Genomic DNA, 16,804 nt, shown 5'->3' with positions numbered 1-16,804 from the left:
CTTGACACGCTATTCACATTCCGGAAATCGCTAAAGACTGTTACGGCGATACCGGCGTAACACTTTTACCATTGCGATTTTTAACAGCCACTGCACCGCTGCTGTCGTACCGGCCGAGGCATGACACCGCGGCACAGGGCGATCAGCCCGGCATCGGCCGGACCGTCGAACACGGCCAGCCAATCGACGACCAGATAGAGCGATCCCCGGTCGTCGATACCGAGGAAGAACCGGCCGTGGTCGAGCTCGCCCAGCGGGTAGAGGGACCGGCCGAGGATCTCGCTCCACTCCCGGAACCGGTCCGCCTCGCCCGCGCACAGGGCCGGATCCACCTCGAACGGCTCCTTGGCGGCGGTCCGGCCGAAGCCGTGGACGTCCACCGCCAGACCACCGAACTCGGCCAGGAACGCCCGGGCCGCCGGATGCATGGTGATGCCGTCGACGGCGTCCCGCCACGGCGTGGTGTCGACCCGCCGGCCGGGAAACCAGCCGGCCCGGAGCAGAGCCCTGTCGACCCCGCGCGGAAACCTGTCACCCATACCGCAGATCCTGCCGTTATCGTCACTCCTCGTGGAACGAGCCCTGTCGATACTGTTGTTCGTCCCCATCGTCGTCGTGACCGTGCTGGCGTTCGCCGCGGTCATTCGCCGGCTCCTCGGTGTCCGGGTCGGTTTCGTCCGCGCCCTGCTGGCCGCCGTGCTCGCCATGATCGTGACGGCGCCGATCCTGTCCGCCTTCGCCCCGGCCGACCCCGGGACGGTCAGCGGCGGCGAGGCTTTCCTGCTGGCCACCGCGTCGCTCATCATCGCCGCCCTGCTCGCCATGGCCGCGCTGGTCGTTCTCGAGGTGCTGCTGCCCACGGGGTCGCTGCCGGGGCCGGTCGAGGCCGCGCGGGGCCTGCGGCGCCGGATCGAACGCACCCGGCGCTACTCGACGATCGTCCGGATCGTGCTGCGGCACGGCCTGGGCCGGTTCCTGCGGGGGCGGCCGCAGCCGGGCCCCACGTCGGCGGCGGCGCGGCGGCGACTGGCCCGCTCGCTGCGGGCCGCCCTCGACGAGGGCGGCGTGACCTTCGTCAAGATCGGGCAGCTGCTGTCCACCCGGCGTGACCTGCTGCCGGCCGAGTTCATCGAGGAGTTGACCGCGCTGCAGGACCGGGCCACCCCGGTCCCCTGGCCGCAGATCGAGGCGGTCCTCGCCGCCGAACTGGGCCGGCCGGCCGCCGAGGTCTTCCGCGAGATCGACCCGGAACCGCTGGCCGCCGCGTCGGTGGCCCAGGTGCACACGGCCCGGCTGGCCGACGGCACCGAGGCCGTCGTGAAAGTGCGGCGGCCCGGCATCGCCCGGATCGTCGAACGCGACCTGGACATCCTGCTCCGGCTGGGCGACATGCTGGAGGAACGGACGGCCTGGGGCCGGGCGTTCGGCGTACGCGGTCTGGCCCGAGGATTCGCGGCGGCCCTGCGCGAGGAGCTGGACTTCACCGTCGAGCGCGACAACCTTCAGGCGATGGCCGCCGCGCTGGCCGGATCGCCCGAACGTGGCGTGCGGGTGCCCACCCCGTACCCGCGATTGAGCTCCGAAAGGGTCCTGGTGATGGACCGCCTGCCGGGCACGCCGCTCGGCGCGGCCGCGCCGGACCTGAACCGTCTCGACGAGCGGCGGCGCGCGGAGATCGCGTCCGGCCTGCTCGACAGCATGCTCGACCAGATCCTGGTGCACGGGATCTTCCACGTCGACCTGCACCCGGGAAATCTGCTGCTGACCGCCGACGGCGCGCTCGGCATGCTCGACCTGGGCTCGGTCGGCCGGATCGACGCGGTGACCCGGACCGCGATCGGCCGGCTGCTGCTGGCCGTCGGCCGCGGCGACTCGGTCGCGGTCACCGACGCGCTGCTGGAACTGCTCGACCGGCCCGGCGACGTCGACGAGCGGGAACTGCAGCGGGTGGTCGGCGCGCTCATCGTGCGGTACGCGGCACCGGGCAGCACGGTCGGCGTCACGGCGGTCACCGCGCTGCTGACCACCTTCGCCGCCCACGGACTCGGTGTGCCGCCGTCGGTCGCGGCCGTGTTCCGGGCGGTCACCACCCTGGAGGGCACGCTGTCCCTCGTACATCCGCAATTCGATCTGGTCGGACAGGCGCGCTCGTCGGCCGGCCGCCGGATCGCCGACACCCTCACCCCGGACAACCTGCGCGACGCCCTGGAACAGGAGCTGAGCACCATCCTGCCGATGCTGCGCGGACTCCCCCGCCGCGTCGACCGGATCGGCGACGCGATCGAACACGGCCGGCTGCGCCTCAACGTCCGGCTGTTCGCCGACGACCAGGACCGGCGCCTGGTCACCGGCCTGCTCCATCAGGTGCTGCTGACCGTCATCGGCGCCACCGCGGGCGTGATGGCCGCCCTCCTGCTCGGCACCGACGGCGGCCCCCGGGTCAGCACCGGCGTCGCCCTGTTCCCCCTGCTGGGCTACGGCCTGCTGGTCGTCTCGGCCGTCCTCATGCTGCGCGTGCTCGTCACGGTCTTCCGCGGGGCGGGTGATCGATGATGGTGCCGCCCTGATGTCCACTCCGGTACGCGGGCCGACTGGCGGGTTCGCGCGGATCCATGTGACCGACGCCGCCGAGTTCCGCTACGAGGCCGCCGGGCGCCCGGCCGTCGCCGAGGCGCGGCGGCGGCTCACCGCGCCGCTCCGGTAGTCGGCCTCGACGCGCTGGCCGTAGTAGGTGCCGGCGAGGACCAGGGCGATGCCGGCGACCGCGACCGGGGTCAGGCGTTCGCCGGCGACGCCCACACCGATCAGCACCGCCCACACCGGCTCGGTGCCCAGCAGCAGGCTGGCGCGGGCCGCCGACGTACGGCGGATCGCCCAGAGTTGCACCAGGAACGCGAAGACGCTGCACCCCACCGCGAGATAGAGCACGCCGAGCCACTGCCCCGGCCCGAAGGCCCGCACCGCCGCCGGCAGGGCGGGCGCCGCGAGCAGCGTGAACAGGACGGCCCCGACCACCATCTGCACCCAGGTGAGCGTCACCGTGTCGTACCGCCGGCCGTCCGTCAGCCGTCCGGAGAGCGTGACGTGGGCCGCGCGCACGACGGCGGCGGCGAGCATCAGGGCGTCGCCGGCCGTCGGCGCGCGCAGACCCGGGCCGGCCACGAGCAGGACCACGCCGGCCACCGCGACCGCCGCGCCGGCGAAGAACCGGTGCGGCAGCCACCGCCGGCGCACGGCGCCCTCCAGCACCGGGGTCAGCAGGATCGTCAGGCTGATCAGCACTCCGGCGTTGGTGGCGCTGGTCATCGACACCCCGTACGTCTCCAGCACCAGCACCGTCGCCTGGGTGACGCCCAGCAGCGCACCGACGCGCAGCTCCGGGCGACTCGGCCGCCGCCCGGCCATGGCCGGCGCCAGCGTGAGCGCCGAGGCGGCGAAGCGCAGGGCCAGCACGGCCAGGACCCCGCCGGCCAGGACGAGGGTCTGCGCGGCCAGGTAGCTGCTGCCCCACACCACCGCCACGGCCAGCAGCAACAGATCGGTGCGGCTCATCGACATGGTCGCAGCCTGCCGCCGGGTTATCGTGAAGACAAGACGCGTCCCTTTGAACCAACGATGTAGTGAGACCTAATGGATCTGCATCACCTGCGGCTGCTCCGGGAACTCGGCGACCGGGGCAGCGTGGCCGCCGTGGCCCGGGCGATGCACATCACCCCCTCGGCCGTCTCCCAGCAGCTGCGGTCGCTGCAACGCTCGGCCCGGGTGCCGCTCACCGAGCGCAGCGGCCGCCGCCTGGTGCTGACCGAGGCGGGCCGGGCTCTCGCCGCCGCGGCGATCGACGTCGCCACCGCGCTCGACCGGGCCGGCCGGGCGGTCGGCGCCTACCTCGACGACCCGGCCGCGCCGGTCACGGTGGCCGCCTTCCACAGCGCCGGGCTGACCTACTTCGGGCCGCTGCTGGCCCGGACCGGCCTGCCTCCGGTGCGGTTCTCGGACGAGGACGTGGCCCAGGCCGGCTTCCCGGCCCTGGTCGCCGACTACGACCTGGTGCTGGCGCACCGGCTGGCGCACAGCCCGCCCTGGCCGGCGGACCGGCTCACCGTCGTGCCGCTGGTCCACGAGCCGCTGTACGTCGCGATGCCCGCGAACCATCGGCTGGCGGCGACGACCACGCTCACGGCGGCCGACGTCAGCACCGAACCGTGGATCTGCGTCCGCGAGGGCTTCCCGCTGGAGGGCGTCCTGACGGCGATCGCGGCCGCCGCCGGCCGTCCCCTCGACATCGTCCACCGGGTCAACGAGTTCACTGTGGTGGCCGCGATCGTGGCGGCGGGTGGCGGGCTCGCCCTGCTGCCGGGCTACACCAGCCGGCCCGAGCCGGGCGTGGTGCTGCGCCCGCTGTCCGACCTGCCCGCCGCGCGGCACATCGACGTGCTCACCCGGCCCGAAAGCCTGCACCGGCTCGCGGTCCGCACGGTCCTGGGCGCGTTGCGCGAGACAGCGGCCGTTCTCACCGGCGCCGGAACAGGCGCTGGAGGGCTCCCTGGGCCAGGGACCACAGGGCGATGATCGTGATGACGCCCGGGATCGCGGCCACGACGAACAGGATGATGCCGAGCGTGGCCAGCAGAGGCCGCGGCTCGAAGTCGGGGCGGGAGTAGGTGGGACCGCTGCGGCCGTAGCCGTTGTTGCCCAGCTCGACTGTCGTGCCCACCTCACCGGCGTGGAACAGGTGGGGCTTGTCGAAGTAGGAGCGCTGGTGGACGCCGTCGTTCCACTCGACCGAGACCAGGCACTCGTCCCAGTATCCGTAGATCACGCCGACCGGGCCGCGCCGCTCGCACGACTCGACCTTGGCCTGGCCGACCCGGCGGGCGTCGTCGAAGTCCTTGCCGTTCAGCGACATCAGCGTGAACGCCGTCTGGAAGATCACCACCAGAGAAAGGACAAGACCGGCGAGCTTGAGTACGGCCTTCAGCCGCCCCGAAATGCCCGGCTGGACCGGGGACACCGTCGTGGCGTCGGCCGCCGGCGGCGGCTCCGGGGCCGTCGCCCGCTGGAGCCTGTCCATCCGCTCGCGGAGCTCGCGCATGCGCTCGGATTCTTCAGCCACGGAAGCGGCACTCCTGTCTCGGTCAGAGCGGAAGATCGATCGCCGGTGGATCCTTCGGTGTCATCTTGTCCAGGGTCGACCCCGCGTTCTGCGACCCGTTGGCCCGGGCGGAGTTGACGATGGTCTCCTTGATCACCGTGCCCACCGTGCCGTGGATGGCGGTGTGCCCATCGCTGATCTTCGAGAACGCCGTCTGGTACGCCTTTCCCCACTCCGCCAGGCCACTGGTCGGGTTTACCATCCGGGTGCCCGCGGCTTCCAGTCGGTAGGCGCCAACAATACTGGCGCCGTGCGCGGCTTCCCGCATCTTCACGGCCAGGGTCTCCATCAGGCCGCCGAGCCTGCCGACCTGCTGGGCGAGGCGCCTGATGACCGTGGTCAGCTTCTGCAGCACGCTGACGATCTTCGAGGTGCACTCGGCCACCAGCACGGCGACCTCGGCGACGATCTTCGGGATCGTCACGACGAGGAGTGATTGCAGGGCTTTCGAGATGATGGCCCCGATGATCTCGGCGATGATGTCGCGGAGGGTGTTGCGGACGACGCCGATGATCGCGCCGGCGGTGATGGTGCGGTTGGACAGCGCCTCGCACGCCTCGCCCAGGGCGGCGACGTTCGTCGCGTGCTCGGCCGCCCGGTGCCGGTAGGCGTCCGCCGACTGCGCCGTCCACTCCGCGGTGCTGGACTTGACGTCGTCGACGAAGGTCTCGACCGACTTGAACAGCTCGGTCTGGACGTTGCGCCAGGTGATCGCGTGCGCCTCGATCTCCTTCGGGTTGCCGCACAGGTCGTCCAGCGGCTTACGCAGCACCTCCACGTGCTCGATCAGCCAGCCGACACCGGCCGCGAAGATCGCCTGCAACGGGTCCATGACCGCGCCCAGCGCCCCGAGCGCGGTCGCCCCCGCGTTGCCGGCGGCGCCGCCCCACTCGCCACCGAGGGCCGAGTCGATCGTGCCGACCGAGGACTCCACCAGACCGGCGCCCTCGTACCACTTGCGGTCCGCGTCCGGGGCGGCCAGCTCGGGCCGGTTGTCGGCCATCACTTGCCCCCGAGCCGGTGGGCCGCGTTGGCGTCGGTGAGGTCCATGTCGTCGGCCGTGGCCCGGATCAGATCGGCCAGCGTCTGCGCCGCGGTGGCGGCCTCTTTGATGCCGCCGACCAGATCGTCCTGGACCGGGTTCAGCTTCCCGGCGAACCAGCCGAACATCACCCCGTACGCGTCGTTGCTGGCCCGCACCCACGCGCCGGCCTGCGCACCCTTGTCGATCATCGCCCCGGTCTCGTCGACCACGCCGGCGTGCCGGCGCATCGCCTCGGAGTTGATCTGAATGTCGGGCTGAGTCATGTCCGGCGCCCCTCGTCGTCGTCCTCGACCGGCTCGGGGAACCGCTCGGCGTACGTGCTGCTCAGGAACGAGGCGGTTTCCGAGCCGCCCCCGTAGATCTCCGAGGCCACCTCGCTCATGGACGCGGCGAGCTGGGCTTGGGCCCGGCGCGACGTCCGCAGCACCAGCGACGCGAGCTCGTCCAGCGGAAGATCACGAGCCGCGGCCCCGAACGCGAGGCTGGCCAGACCACCGGACGAGTCCACGGTCAGCCGCACCTCACCGTCCGGCGAGGACGCCGAGACGACGTTCGCCTCCAGACGGCGGCTCAACTCGAGCGACCGCGCCACCTGCGCTTCCGCCTGTAGCTCGAACGAACGTACCCAGTCATCCGGCGTCGTCATCCTGTCGTCTCCCCCCGGCCATCGACCACTGTCGCAGGGTTGCGAAACTGGACGTACGACTAGGGCAAGTCCCAGGTCGGTGCTTGAGCTGCGGCCAGAACGTTCCAACCGGCTGTGCCGCCCCGCAACGGCCACGCGCGCGTGGCGCCGTAGCGGGTCTCGATGGTACGGAGGTTCTCGGCGAGACGGCGGTTGACGCCGGCCAGCGCCTCCGCTGCTCCCGGCGTGTGCCGGGCCACCTGACGTTCGATGGCCTCGGCCGACGCGCTGTAGTTGTTCAGCGCGGTTTCTGTATCCCGGGCGATCTGCTCGGCGTTCACCGACGACAGCGCCAGCAGCGGGGGTTCCGTGTCCTCGGCGAGCGCGGCGACAAGCCGGTCGTGGCCGTCCAGGATGACGTAGCAGTCGAGCCCGCTGATCCACCAGAGCAGGATCGGTGCGAGGACTCCGGCTTCGACCTGCTTACGGTACGACTTGACCCGCCCCGCGTTCGGGCCGCTCAGCGGGCGCAGCGGCAGGACCCGCCAGGCTCCGTTGTCCACGAACCAGTCGATATAGCCCTGGCTTTCCGGCACGAGGAGCTCTCGCCATCTTTCCGCCGGGGTGGATGCCCGGCCGACCGGCCGCAGGTGGGTGGCCTCGGGACTCAGCGCCCAGCGGCCGGCGTGCAGTGGTCCACCAGCGGTAGCGGCCAGCGCTCGGGCGAAATGGTATGCCCACCGGCCATGCCGGACGACGCTTGACTCCTCGGACCCGACGGCCGCCGCTCGCGCGGCGCGGACAGGGGGGATCGGTGACCGGAAATGACCGGTCACCGCGTACTCCACGCCGGAGCGGTCACGGTCGACATGGGCCAAGAGGGCGACGGCGTCGTTCTGACGAAGCGCGAGGCACCCCCGGCCCGCGGCTTCCACTCTCAGCGCGGGAACAGCCGGCTGATCGATGTCGAGGACGAGCGCTTCCCCAGGTCTGCCTGCCACGACCCCATGATCGGTCAGCAGCTCGGGAAACGCTCACCATTTTGTTCGGTGCCGGGCGGGTCAGGGGGTGGCACGAATCGGGGAGATCGTCTTGATCAACTCGGATTAGCGTCGGGCGGGCCTGCTCCGCCGATGTGAAGGAACCGTGCCATGTTCTCTCGACGATCGTTCGCCGCCCTTGTCGCCGCCGTGGCGGGTGGGGCTGCCCTGGCCGTGTCGCCGGTCACCCCGGCTCAGGCGATCGTGGGTGGCAAGCTCGCGACGAGCGCGCCCTGGGCCGTCCGGGTCTACGAGGACGGTCAGCCCATCTGCACCGGCGCGGTGGTGGCGCCGCGGTGGATCATCACGGCCGGGCACTGCGTTCGGTTCGACAACTCCGACATCAGCTTCCGGGTCGGCCGGCTCGACCAGCGCCGGGGGCAGGTGGTGAAACGGATCCCGGGGCACACCGTGTTCGCGCCGAACGCCGACGTGGCACTGGTGGAGATCCCGCCGGTCAAGGTCACCCCGATCCCCCTTCCCGCCAAGACGGCCACGCCGGCCAAGCGGGGGACGCCGCTGACCGTTCAGGGCTGGGGCGCCACCTGCGAACCGAACGAGAGTTCGTGCCAGTCGAACCTGCTTCGGCAGGCAACCGTCCGCGTGATCGCGCACACCGACAAGCGCTGTGATCTGCTCGCCGGCACGGCCGACTACTGCGCCGAGAAGCGGTCCGGCCTTCCGGTGGGCGGCGACTCCGGGGCGCCCGCGCTGACGTACACCAAGAAGGGCCGCGCCGTCTTGGCCGGTGTCTTCACCGCCTCCGACCGGGAGGCTGTCGTCGCCGTCGCCGACATCACCAAGGCGCGGGCCTGGGTCGCCAAGACGATCGGCGCGAAGTAGACCGATGGCGATCCTCCGCAAAGCCGTTCCCCTGCTCCTGATCAGCGCTCTCACCCTGTCCGCCTGTTCGCACGGCGAGACGCGAGCCCCCGGCGAGACCCCCGCGCCGAGCCCGTCCTCAGCCACGGCGGCCCCCAGCACGCCGGCGCCGCCGCCGTCGTCGGCCCCGGTCTCACCGAGCCCGAGCGCGACCGCGAGCCCGACCGCGAGCGCGAGCCCGAGCGCGACCGCGCGAGGCTCCGGCCCGGCCGGCAGCCTCATGACGACCGGCTCGGCCGCTGTCGCCCTCACCTTCGACGACGGGCCGGACCCGGTGCAGACGCCGAAGATGCTCGCCCTGCTGGCCCAGTACCACATCAAGGCGACGTTCTGCCTGATCGGCGAGAACGTACGCCGAAATCCCGAGTTGGTACGGCGGATCGTCGCCGCCGGGCACACCCTGTGTGACCACACCTGGAGCCACAGCCTCACCATCGGCAAGCAGCCGGCGGCGGTGATCGAGTCGGACCTGCGGCGCACCGCCGACGCCATCCACGCCGCCGCGCCGAACGCGGAACTGAAGTATTTCCGCGCCCCGGGCGGCAACTTCACCCCCCGGCTGGTCGGCGTCGCCGCCCGGATGGGGATGACCTCCCTCTACTGGAAGGTCGATCCCCGCGACTGGAGCCACCCGCGCGGCGAGACACACCAGCAGCATCAGCAGCGGGTGATCGACATCGTGCTCCACCGCACCCACCGCGGCGCGATCGTCCTCTCGCACGACTTCAACCAGCCCGACACGATCGCGGCGTACCGCACGATCATCCCCGCGCTGAAGAAGAGAGGGCTTAATTTCGTGGCCCTGTGACGCGGTGCCAGAGGTTGGCGCCGTGGCCGGCCGCCTCGGGGCCGGCCTCGTGCGAGCGGTCGCGCCCGGCCCGCAGGAACAGCGCGGGAAACCGGTCGCGGTCGTCGGCGCCGGACCGTCGGCGTCCAGGTCGTTGCCGGCCACCGCCTGGTCGAGCCGCACCCGCGAAGTGGCCGGGTACCGGCACCTCGCGCGGCCGGGCGAAGCCACGATCACTCACCGGTCGAGTGTGGCTCAGCCGTCGAGCAGCAGGCGCAGCTTGGTGAGGGACTTGGCCAGCAGGCGGGAGACGTGCATCTGGGAGACGCCGATCTGCTCGGCGATCTCGGCCTGGGTGCGGTTGCCGTAGAAGCGCAGCGACAGCAGCTGTTGTTCGCGCTCGTCCAGGCTGGCCAGGGCCGGGCCGAGGGCGATCCGCAGCTCGGCCAGTTCGTAGCCGTGGTCCTCGGTTCCGATGGTGTCGGCCAGCTCCTGGGAGTGGTCCTCCCCGACCGGGGTCGACAGGCTGGTGGTGCTGTAGGCCCGGGCTCCCTCCAGTCCCTCCAGCACGTCCTCCTCGCTCACGCCCAGGTGAGCGGCGACGTCGGCGACCGTCGGGGGCCGCCCCAGGTCGTGGGTCAGCGTGCCGTTGGCGGCGCTGATGGCGATCCGTAGTTCCTGCAACCGGCGGGGCACTCGGATGGCCCACGACCGGTCGCGGAAATGTCGCTTGATCTCGCCGAGGATGGTGGGGATGGCGAACGCGGCGAAGTCGGTGCCGTGCGAGATGTCGTACCGGTCGACCGCTTTGATCAGGCCGACGAGCGCGACCTGCACCAGATCGTCGGTGGGTTCACCACGGCCGACGTAGCGGCGCGAGAGGTGTTGAGCGAGCGGAAGCCACGCCTCGATGACTCTCTGGCGTAGCCGCCCGCGCGCCGGATCACCGGCCGGGGTGGTCGCGAACGTGGTGATCAGAGCACTGGCCTGGTCGCGGTCGACGTCGATATGGGTGCGGTGTGCTGAGACAGCCGAAACCTTCATCAGGGTCTCCTGCCGAACGTGCGGTCCCCGCCGCCTCGGCCAACCTATCCCTTCAGACGACCATGCGCTAGCCGAACGGATGAGGAGATACACATGTCATAGACGTCGGTTGATATTTGGACAGTTTGGTGCAACTCTCATTGGGAGCGCTCCCATCATCCGATCACCGACGAATGGAGGCATACCGTGCGTCCACCCGCGAACCCCCGTCATCCCCTCCGGGTGCTCGCCGTGGTTCTCGCCACGCTGATCAGCACGCTGTCCTGGGCCGGCACAGCCCAGGCACACGGCACGATCGTGAGCCCGGCCACCCGCGCCTACCAGTGCTGGCAGGCCTGGGGCAGCCAGCACATGAACCCGGCCATGCAACAGCAGGACCCCATGTGCTGGCAGGCCTTCCAGGCCAACCCGGACACCATGTGGAACTGGATGAGCGCGCTCCGGGACGGCCTGGGCGGGCAGTTTCAGGCCCGTACGCCGGACGGCCAGCTCTGCAGCAACGGCCTGGCCCGCAACGACAGCCTCAACCAGCCCGGCGCCTGGCGGCAGACCAACCTCGGCCGCAACTTCGCCGTCCAGCTGTACGACCAGGCCAGTCACGGCGCCGACTACTTCCGCGTCTACGTGAGCAAGCAGGGGTTCAACCCGGCCACCCAGCGCCTCGGCTGGGGCAACCTCGACTTCATCACGCAGACCGGCCGGTACGCCCCGGCGCAGAACATCTCGTTCAACGTCTCGACGTCCGGCTACACCGGGCACCACATCGTCTTCGTCATCTGGCAGGCCTCGCACCTCGACCAGGCCTACATGTGGTGCAGCGACGTGAACTTCACCTGATCGACTCCGGCCCGGGCCGTCGGCGGCCCGGGCCGGTGAAGGGCCGACATGTCTTCGCACTGGTACCGCAACCGTTACACCGGGGTGGCGGCGATCCTGCTCGCGGTTTCGGCCGGCGCGGCCGCCCTGGTCCACTCGCCCGGCTCGGAGGCCGAGCCGCCCGATCTGCGCACGCAGATCACCGACCGGATGCGCGTCACGCTCGAGAAGTCCGACCCCGGTCAGCACCACCACGCCGGCCACGCCACCACACCGGGGACCGCGCCGGTGATCTGCGGGGTTCACCTGTACGGCTTCGAGCCCGCCGGAGCCACGGAACTGGCCGAGGTCCGTACGGTCTACGGCTTCCACCTCTGCGGGGTGGCCGAACGGAAGAGCCCCTGGGACGTGGCGGTCAAGCTGGCCGGCCCGGTGATCGTCGACATGGCCACCGACCCGCCCGGCATCCAGCCGGTCGAGGCCACCGAGGACGTCCGCTTCGTCGACCGGCTGCGCCAGATGTTCCCCGGCCCGTACGCCGAACTGGCCCAGAAGGAGGCGCTGACCCCGGACGAGATGACCGAGCTGCGCCGCCGTTACGACGACGCGGCCGGGTAGTCACCTCGTCCGCGCGACCGCCCCGTACCCGGTGGCCTCGGCCGGCGTGGGCCGGGGGCCGGGACCCGGCCGCCAGTCGGAGACCGAGACGATCCCCGGTTCCAGCAGGTCGAGGCCGTCGAAGAAGCGGGTGACGGCGGCCAGCGAGCGCGGCGAGAACACCGGCTTGATGTTCTTGTTCACCGCGTTCATGGCCGCGATCGTCGCCTCGTCGAGCGGGTCGAAGGTGGCGTGCGACAGCACGAGATAGCTACCGGCGGGCAGGGCCGAGACCAACTGCTTGACGATGTCGTACGGGTTCTCGTGCTCCTCGACGAAGTGCAGCAGCGCCACCAGCAGCAGCGCGACCGGCTGGGAGAAGTCCAGCGTGTCGCGCAGGGCCGGGTCGGACAGGATCTTCTCCGGGTTTCGGGCGTCGGCGTCGATGTAGGCTGTGGCGCCCTCGCGGGAGCTGGTCAGCAGGGCCCGCGCGTGCACGAGCACCAGCGGATCGTTGTCGACGTAGACGATCCGTGACTCGGGCGCGATGCCCTGCGCGACGTCGTGCACGTTCTCGTTGGTGGGCAGGCCGGTACCGATGTCGAGGAACTGCCGGACGCCCGCCTCGGCCGTCAGGAAGCGCACCGCCCGCTGCATGAACGCGCGGTTCTCGCGGGCCGCGGTGCGGATGTGCGGGAAGACGGCCGCGATCGCCTCGGCGGCGTCCCGGTCGGCCTGGAAGTTGTCCTTGCCGCCGAGCCAGTAGTCGTACCGGCGCGCCGGGTGCGGCCTGGTCACATCGAGGCGCTCAGAAATGTCCGGGCTGTCGGTGCTCACCAAGGTCCCCTGTCATCCGTGACGTCAGGCCGCCGATCGTAGCCCGCCCTTGAAATATTGACGATTCTCAATGTAACGTGGGAGCGCTCCCAATCGGTTAGGAGTCGAACATGTCGCGCATGGTCACCCTGCTGGCCGGTCTGCTCGTACTGGTCCCGTCCGCGGCCGCCGTGTCGCACACCCGCCCGGCGCCCCTCGCCGAGCTGACCGTGACGTCCGAGCAGGTGGCCTCCGGCCTGCGGCGCCCGATCGCGATCACCGGGCTGCCCGACGGCCGGATGCTGATCGCCGAGAAGGCGGGCACCGTCCGCGCCTACCATCCCGACACCGGCCTGGCGCCCGACCCGGTGCTCGACCTGACGGCCCAGGTCGACACGTCGGACAACGAGCGCGGCCTGCTCGGCATCACGCCCGCGCCGGACTTCACGCGGACCGGGATGCTGTACGTGTCGTACACCAGCCTGCCCTCCGGCACCCTCACCCTGGCCCGGCTGCCCCTCGGCGCCCCGGAGCGGCGCCAGGTCCTGCTCACCCAGGAGCACGCCGAGTACGGCAACCACAACGGCGGCCAGGTGGCCTTCGGCCGCGACGGACTCCTCTACTGGTCCACCGGCGACGGCGGCCACGCCAACGACCCGTTCAAGTCCGGCCAGGACCTCGGCACCCTGCTCGGCAAGATCGTGCGGATCGACGTCAACCGCGCCTGCGGGCCGAAACCCTACTGCGTGCCCGCCGGCAACCCGTTCGTGCGGAAGCCGGGCGCCCGGCCCGAGATCTGGCTGTACGGGCTGCGCAACCCGTGGCGCTTTTCCATCGACGTCGACAACTCGCTGTGGATCGGCGACGTCGGCCAGGGCCTGGTCGAGGAGATCGACCACATCCGCCCCTGGCAGGGCGGATCCAACCTCGGCTGGTCCTGCAAGGAGGGCACTCCGGTCTTCGACCAGGAGCAGTGCAAGGCCGGCGTACGGTACGTCGACCCGGTCTTCGAGTACGAGCACTACATGACCGAGAGCTGCTCGGTGACCGGCGGCGTGGTGTACCGGGGATCCCGCACCCCCGAGGCCCGGGGCACCTACATCGCGAGCGACTACTGCTCGACCCTCGCGTTCGCGGTGCGCCCCAAGCCCGGCGGAGGCTACGAGTCCGCCACGATCGGCACCTTCCCCACCCAGCCGACCGCCTTCGGCACCGACGTCGACGGCGAGCTGTACGTCCTCAGCGACTACCCGGGATGGCTGAGCCGGGTACGGATCGACGCCGGCGCCTGAGCCTCACTGCTGGGCGGCCTCGGCCGGTGACCGCGGGGCCGGACCGCGGGCCGCGTAGGCGACCAGGCCGCCCAGCGCGAACAGCACCGCCGTCACGGTCGCGGCAGTGCTCGACGGTGGCTGCGCCGGCCAGGTCAGGACCTCACCGGCGACCGGCGCCGAGCGGGGGAACAGAACCGCGGCCATCGTCCAGACCAGCGGCAGGAACCAGGCGCGGGCGGTGCCGAGCGTCGCGGCGCCCAGGGCGGTCAGGCCGAGCAGCCCGGCCGTGTCCCGGGCCACCAGCTCGGCCGGGCCGAACCGGGCCCCGGTCGCCAGCGTGGCCAGCAGCAGCACCGTCACGAGCAGGCCGGCCGCGAGCAGATGGGCCGCCCGGCGCGGCAGCCACGCGAACGCGGCGGTGCGTTCCAGCTCGTCGTCGGGGCCGCCGAAGGTCGCCGTCAGGCAGACGATCAGCAGCATGACGGTCAGGACGACCATCTGCTCGCCCATCTCGGGAGTGTCGGCGAGCGCCAGCCCGAGCGCCCACAGTCCGAGGAAGCAGGCGACGGCCGCGGCGACCGCCACCGGAACCCGCCGGGAGCGCAGGTACAGCGCGAGCCATCTCATTGCCTGCCCCCGGTCAGCAGTCCCTCGGCGGCCGTGCACGTCACCGCGGCCTGGCGCACCGCCTGAACGCGGGCCACCGCCTCGGTCTCGGGCAGTTGCCGCAGTCCCTGCCAGAGCCGCACCGCCTCGCCGAGATAGTCCGCCTCGTACCCGTCGATCGCCGGCTTCGTGCCCAGCAGCCAGTGCGCGGCCGCCAGGCGTTCGGCCGGCGCCGGGCCGTTCTCGCACGCGGGCGGGCCGTCGAACGCCCCGCTCACCACGTCGTCGAAGACCTCGGCCCGGTCCTCGCCGGCCCCCACGCTGATCAGCACGGTGTCCGCCCGGAACTCCGGGTACGTCTCCGCCCGGTAGGTCGTGGTGTTCTCGTTCACCCCGGTCGGGGCGCCGGGAAGCTTCGCCAGCACCTTCAGGCCCTCGCGGGCCGGACCGGCGACATCGTCGATCCGCCCGGCGTGAACCCGGGCCACGCATACCCGGGGTGTGCCGTCGGTGCAGACGAGCTCCTGGGCGACCGGGTCGACCGCGTCGGTGACGATCCGGTTCTGGTGCGGCATCACGACGATGGCCAGCACCGCCCCGGCCGCGAGGGGCAGCAGGGCCGCCGTACGGGCCCGCCAGCCGGTGGACGTGAGCAGGACCACGGCCGCGCCGGCCAGCGCGGCCAGCCAGACGGCCTGCGCCCCGCTGACCCGGGACGGCACATCGGCGTACGAACCGGGCATGTTCATCTCGTAGATCGGCGAGAAGACCAGGGCCAGCCAGCCGCGCGGCCGGGTCATGGCCGGGATGGTCAGCAGCAGCCCGAGGCCGGCCAGGCCGAGCGCCGGCGCCACACCCCGCCACGGCAGGAGGCGGCCGACCGCCACCCCGGCCCAGACCGCCGCGACCAGCGCCAGCCCGCCCACGGCGGTGACGACGAAGAACCGGGCCGGGAAGTACTCGGCGCTCCGGGCGATCCACAGCCCGCCGGCGACGCCCATCAGCAGGTAGCCGGCGACCACCCCGACCGCCATCGCGCCCAGGGTGGGCAGCACCCGCTGCGCCGCCGGGCGCGGGGTGCTGGCCAGCAGCTCACCGACCCGCGTGCGGTGCTCGCGGCGGCCCTGCCAGGCGCCGGCGGCCAGCGCCAGCGGCCACAGCACGGCCAGGAAGAGCCGCTGCGTCATGGCCAGCTGCATCCACCCGGTACCGAAGCCCGCCCCGGCGTCCAGAACCAGCAGCAGAATGCCGACCACGGCCAGCGCCAGGGCCGATCCGAGCGCCGCCGAGCGGCGCAGCTCGATGCCGAAGACGTGGCTCACCGGGCGCTCACCGCCCGGTCGCGGCGCAGCAGCGCCGAGTAGCCGCGCTCGGCCGGGCTGTCACCCGGGTCGCCCGGGCCGCCCTGGGCGATCAGGTCGTCCGGCGTGCCCTGGTGGACCAGCCGGCCCTCGTTGACCAGCACCACGTCGGTGCAGGCGGCCACCACGTCCTCGACCAGGTGGGTGGAGACCAGCACGCAGCTGTCCACCCCCACGTCGCGCAGCAGCTCGCGGAAGTCGAGACGCTGCTCGGGGTCGAGGCCGACGGTGGGCTCGTCGAGCAGCAGCACGGCCGGGTCGTTGACGATGGCCTGCGCGATGCCGGCCCGGCGGAGCATGCCGCCGGACAGGGTCTTCATCCGGGCGCCGGCCTTGGCCTCGAGGCCGACCCGTTCGATGGCCCGCTGCGTGGCACCGGGGATCGCGGTCTTCGGCATCTCCTTGAGCCAGGCCATGTACTCGACGAACTCGCGCAGCGTGAACCGGGGATAGAAACCGAACTGCTGCGGCAGATATCCCAGCCGGCGGCGGACCTGGCGCAGGTCGGCCCGGCCGTCGACCGGCTCGCCAAGCAGCCGCAGCCGTCCGCCGGCCGGCTTCAGCACGGTGGCCAGCGCGCGCATCAGGGTGGTCTTGCCGGCGCCGTTCGGGCCGAGCAGGCCGTGCACGCCGGTGCCGAGGGTCAGGTCGAGCCCGTTGACGGCGAGGTGCCGGCCCGCGCGTACCCGAAGGTCCTCGGTGTGAATGGCCCAGGGGTGGAGGGTGGGGGCCGTCTCGGCCGCGCTCACCGTACGCATG

The 16,804-nt window shown here is 71.8% G+C and carries 20 protein-coding genes; 7 read left to right on the top strand and 13 right to left on the bottom strand.

Features of this window, described 5'->3' with window-relative positions:
* Nucleotides 1–80: 80 nt before the first annotated feature.
* Complete coding sequence (locus tag ACGFJ7_RS28275; RefSeq protein WP_392644678.1) at nucleotides 81–539, bottom strand: SUKH-3 domain-containing protein; 459 nt, start codon at nucleotides 537–539, stop codon at nucleotides 81–83.
* A 31-nt stretch (nucleotides 540–570) separates the two neighbouring features.
* Here ACGFJ7_RS28275 and ACGFJ7_RS28270 point away from each other — a divergent pair, with 31 nt between their 5' ends.
* Entirely contained in the window at nucleotides 571–2,553 is a 1,983-nt protein-coding gene (locus ACGFJ7_RS28270) for an ABC1 kinase family protein (RefSeq protein ID WP_392644676.1), read from the top strand.
* An 84-nt stretch (nucleotides 2,554–2,637) separates the two neighbouring features.
* On the opposite strand, the gene ACGFJ7_RS28265 is transcribed toward ACGFJ7_RS28270, so the two are convergent.
* Nucleotides 2,638–3,558, bottom strand: coding sequence for a DMT family transporter (locus ACGFJ7_RS28265; protein ID WP_392644675.1), 921 nt, complete (start codon nucleotides 3,556–3,558; stop codon nucleotides 2,638–2,640).
* A 72-nt stretch (nucleotides 3,559–3,630) separates the two neighbouring features.
* Between ACGFJ7_RS28265 and ACGFJ7_RS28260 the strand changes: the two genes are divergently transcribed.
* A complete protein-coding gene (locus ACGFJ7_RS28260) occupies nucleotides 3,631–4,569 on the top strand; it encodes a LysR family transcriptional regulator (protein WP_360255281.1) in 939 nt (312 codons plus the stop codon).
* Here ACGFJ7_RS28260 and ACGFJ7_RS28255 read toward each other — a convergent pair.
* Genes ACGFJ7_RS28255 through ACGFJ7_RS28235 form a run of 5 tightly spaced genes read right to left on the bottom strand, consistent with a single transcriptional unit; the run spans nucleotide 4,511 to nucleotide 7,385 of the window.
* Complete coding sequence (locus ACGFJ7_RS28255; RefSeq protein WP_392644673.1) at nucleotides 4,511–5,113, bottom strand: DUF6346 domain-containing protein; 603 nt, start codon at nucleotides 5,111–5,113, stop codon at nucleotides 4,511–4,513. The two genes, ACGFJ7_RS28260 and ACGFJ7_RS28255, sit on opposite strands and share 59 nt — an antisense overlap.
* A gap of 22 nt (nucleotides 5,114–5,135) precedes the next feature.
* Nucleotides 5,136–6,155 (bottom strand): hypothetical protein, encoded by a 1,020-nt coding sequence (locus ACGFJ7_RS28250; RefSeq protein ID WP_360255286.1) that lies wholly within the window; start codon nucleotides 6,153–6,155, stop codon nucleotides 5,136–5,138.
* A complete protein-coding gene (locus tag ACGFJ7_RS28245) occupies nucleotides 6,155–6,460 on the bottom strand; it encodes a type VII secretion target (protein WP_392644671.1) in 306 nt (101 codons plus the stop codon). The genes ACGFJ7_RS28250 and ACGFJ7_RS28245 overlap by 1 nt, the downstream gene beginning before the upstream one ends.
* The gene (locus ACGFJ7_RS28240; protein ID WP_392644670.1) at nucleotides 6,457–6,843 is read right to left on the bottom strand and encodes a YbaB/EbfC family nucleoid-associated protein; all 387 of its coding nucleotides are present in this window, start codon (nucleotides 6,841–6,843) and stop codon (nucleotides 6,457–6,459) included. The genes ACGFJ7_RS28245 and ACGFJ7_RS28240 overlap by 4 nt, the downstream gene beginning before the upstream one ends.
* A 59-nt stretch (nucleotides 6,844–6,902) precedes the next feature.
* The gene (locus ACGFJ7_RS28235) at nucleotides 6,903–7,385 is read right to left on the bottom strand and encodes a hypothetical protein (protein WP_392644669.1); all 483 of its coding nucleotides are present in this window, start codon (nucleotides 7,383–7,385) and stop codon (nucleotides 6,903–6,905) included.
* A 588-nt stretch (nucleotides 7,386–7,973) separates the two neighbouring features.
* Between ACGFJ7_RS28235 and ACGFJ7_RS28230 the strand changes: the two genes are divergently transcribed.
* Entirely contained in the window at nucleotides 7,974–8,705 is a 732-nt protein-coding gene (locus tag ACGFJ7_RS28230; protein ID WP_392644668.1) for a S1 family peptidase, read from the top strand.
* A 4-nt stretch (nucleotides 8,706–8,709) separates the two neighbouring features.
* Nucleotides 8,710–9,552 carry a polysaccharide deacetylase family protein gene (locus tag ACGFJ7_RS28225; RefSeq protein ID WP_392644666.1) on the top strand — a complete coding sequence of 281 codons (843 nt, stop codon included), beginning with the start codon at nucleotides 8,710–8,712 and terminating at the stop codon, nucleotides 9,550–9,552.
* Here ACGFJ7_RS28225 and ACGFJ7_RS28220 read toward each other — a convergent pair.
* Together ACGFJ7_RS28220 and ACGFJ7_RS28215 are read right to left on the bottom strand one after the other, a co-directional pair.
* The gene (locus tag ACGFJ7_RS28220; RefSeq protein WP_392644664.1) at nucleotides 9,533–9,772 is read right to left on the bottom strand and encodes a hypothetical protein; all 240 of its coding nucleotides are present in this window, start codon (nucleotides 9,770–9,772) and stop codon (nucleotides 9,533–9,535) included. The genes ACGFJ7_RS28225 and ACGFJ7_RS28220 overlap by 20 nt on opposite strands.
* Nucleotides 9,773–9,786: 14 nt before the next feature.
* Nucleotides 9,787–10,575 carry a SigB/SigF/SigG family RNA polymerase sigma factor gene (locus ACGFJ7_RS28215; protein ID WP_360255304.1) on the bottom strand — a complete coding sequence of 263 codons (789 nt, stop codon included), beginning with the start codon at nucleotides 10,573–10,575 and terminating at the stop codon, nucleotides 9,787–9,789.
* Between the two features lie 186 nt (nucleotides 10,576–10,761).
* Between ACGFJ7_RS28215 and ACGFJ7_RS28210 the strand changes: the two genes are divergently transcribed.
* Together ACGFJ7_RS28210 and ACGFJ7_RS28205 are read left to right on the top strand one after the other, a co-directional pair.
* Complete coding sequence (locus ACGFJ7_RS28210) at nucleotides 10,762–11,412, top strand: lytic polysaccharide monooxygenase (protein WP_360255306.1); 651 nt, start codon at nucleotides 10,762–10,764, stop codon at nucleotides 11,410–11,412.
* A 48-nt stretch (nucleotides 11,413–11,460) separates the two neighbouring features.
* Nucleotides 11,461–12,009: a hypothetical protein gene (locus tag ACGFJ7_RS28205; RefSeq protein ID WP_360255308.1), complete on the top strand. Its 549-nt coding sequence runs from the start codon at nucleotides 11,461–11,463 to the stop codon at nucleotides 12,007–12,009.
* Here the strand turns inward: ACGFJ7_RS28205 and ACGFJ7_RS28200 are convergent, their stop codons facing one another.
* Nucleotides 12,010–12,825 carry an SAM-dependent methyltransferase gene (locus ACGFJ7_RS28200; protein WP_360255311.1) on the bottom strand — a complete coding sequence of 272 codons (816 nt, stop codon included), beginning with the start codon at nucleotides 12,823–12,825 and terminating at the stop codon, nucleotides 12,010–12,012. It lies immediately after the preceding gene.
* Between the two features lie 110 nt (nucleotides 12,826–12,935).
* Here ACGFJ7_RS28200 and ACGFJ7_RS28195 point away from each other — a divergent pair, with 110 nt between their 5' ends.
* The gene (locus tag ACGFJ7_RS28195) at nucleotides 12,936–14,096 is read left to right on the top strand and encodes a PQQ-dependent sugar dehydrogenase (RefSeq protein WP_392644662.1); all 1,161 of its coding nucleotides are present in this window, start codon (nucleotides 12,936–12,938) and stop codon (nucleotides 14,094–14,096) included.
* A 3-nt stretch (nucleotides 14,097–14,099) separates the two neighbouring features.
* Here ACGFJ7_RS28195 and ACGFJ7_RS28190 read toward each other — a convergent pair whose 3' ends face one another.
* Genes ACGFJ7_RS28190 through ACGFJ7_RS28180 form a run of 3 tightly spaced genes read right to left on the bottom strand, consistent with a single transcriptional unit; the run spans nucleotide 14,100 to nucleotide 16,803 of the window.
* Nucleotides 14,100–14,705 (bottom strand): hypothetical protein, encoded by a 606-nt coding sequence (locus ACGFJ7_RS28190; RefSeq protein ID WP_360255315.1) that lies wholly within the window; start codon nucleotides 14,703–14,705, stop codon nucleotides 14,100–14,102.
* On the bottom strand, nucleotides 14,702–16,006 hold the full coding sequence (locus ACGFJ7_RS28185) for a hypothetical protein (RefSeq protein WP_360255317.1): 1,305 nt from the start codon (nucleotides 16,004–16,006) through the stop codon (nucleotides 14,702–14,704). Before ACGFJ7_RS28185 ends, ACGFJ7_RS28190 begins: the two co-directional genes overlap by 4 nt.
* The gene (locus tag ACGFJ7_RS28180; RefSeq protein WP_360255320.1) at nucleotides 16,003–16,803 is read right to left on the bottom strand and encodes an ABC transporter ATP-binding protein; all 801 of its coding nucleotides are present in this window, start codon (nucleotides 16,801–16,803) and stop codon (nucleotides 16,003–16,005) included. The genes ACGFJ7_RS28185 and ACGFJ7_RS28180 overlap by 4 nt, the downstream gene beginning before the upstream one ends.
* Nucleotide 16,804 lies beyond the last annotated feature (1 nt).

Origin of the sequence: Actinoplanes sp. NPDC048988 (assembly GCF_043197815.1) — a bacterium.
Lineage (GTDB): Bacteria > Actinomycetota > Actinomycetes > Mycobacteriales > Micromonosporaceae > Actinoplanes.
This window is presented reverse-complemented; position numbering and strand designations above follow the sequence as displayed.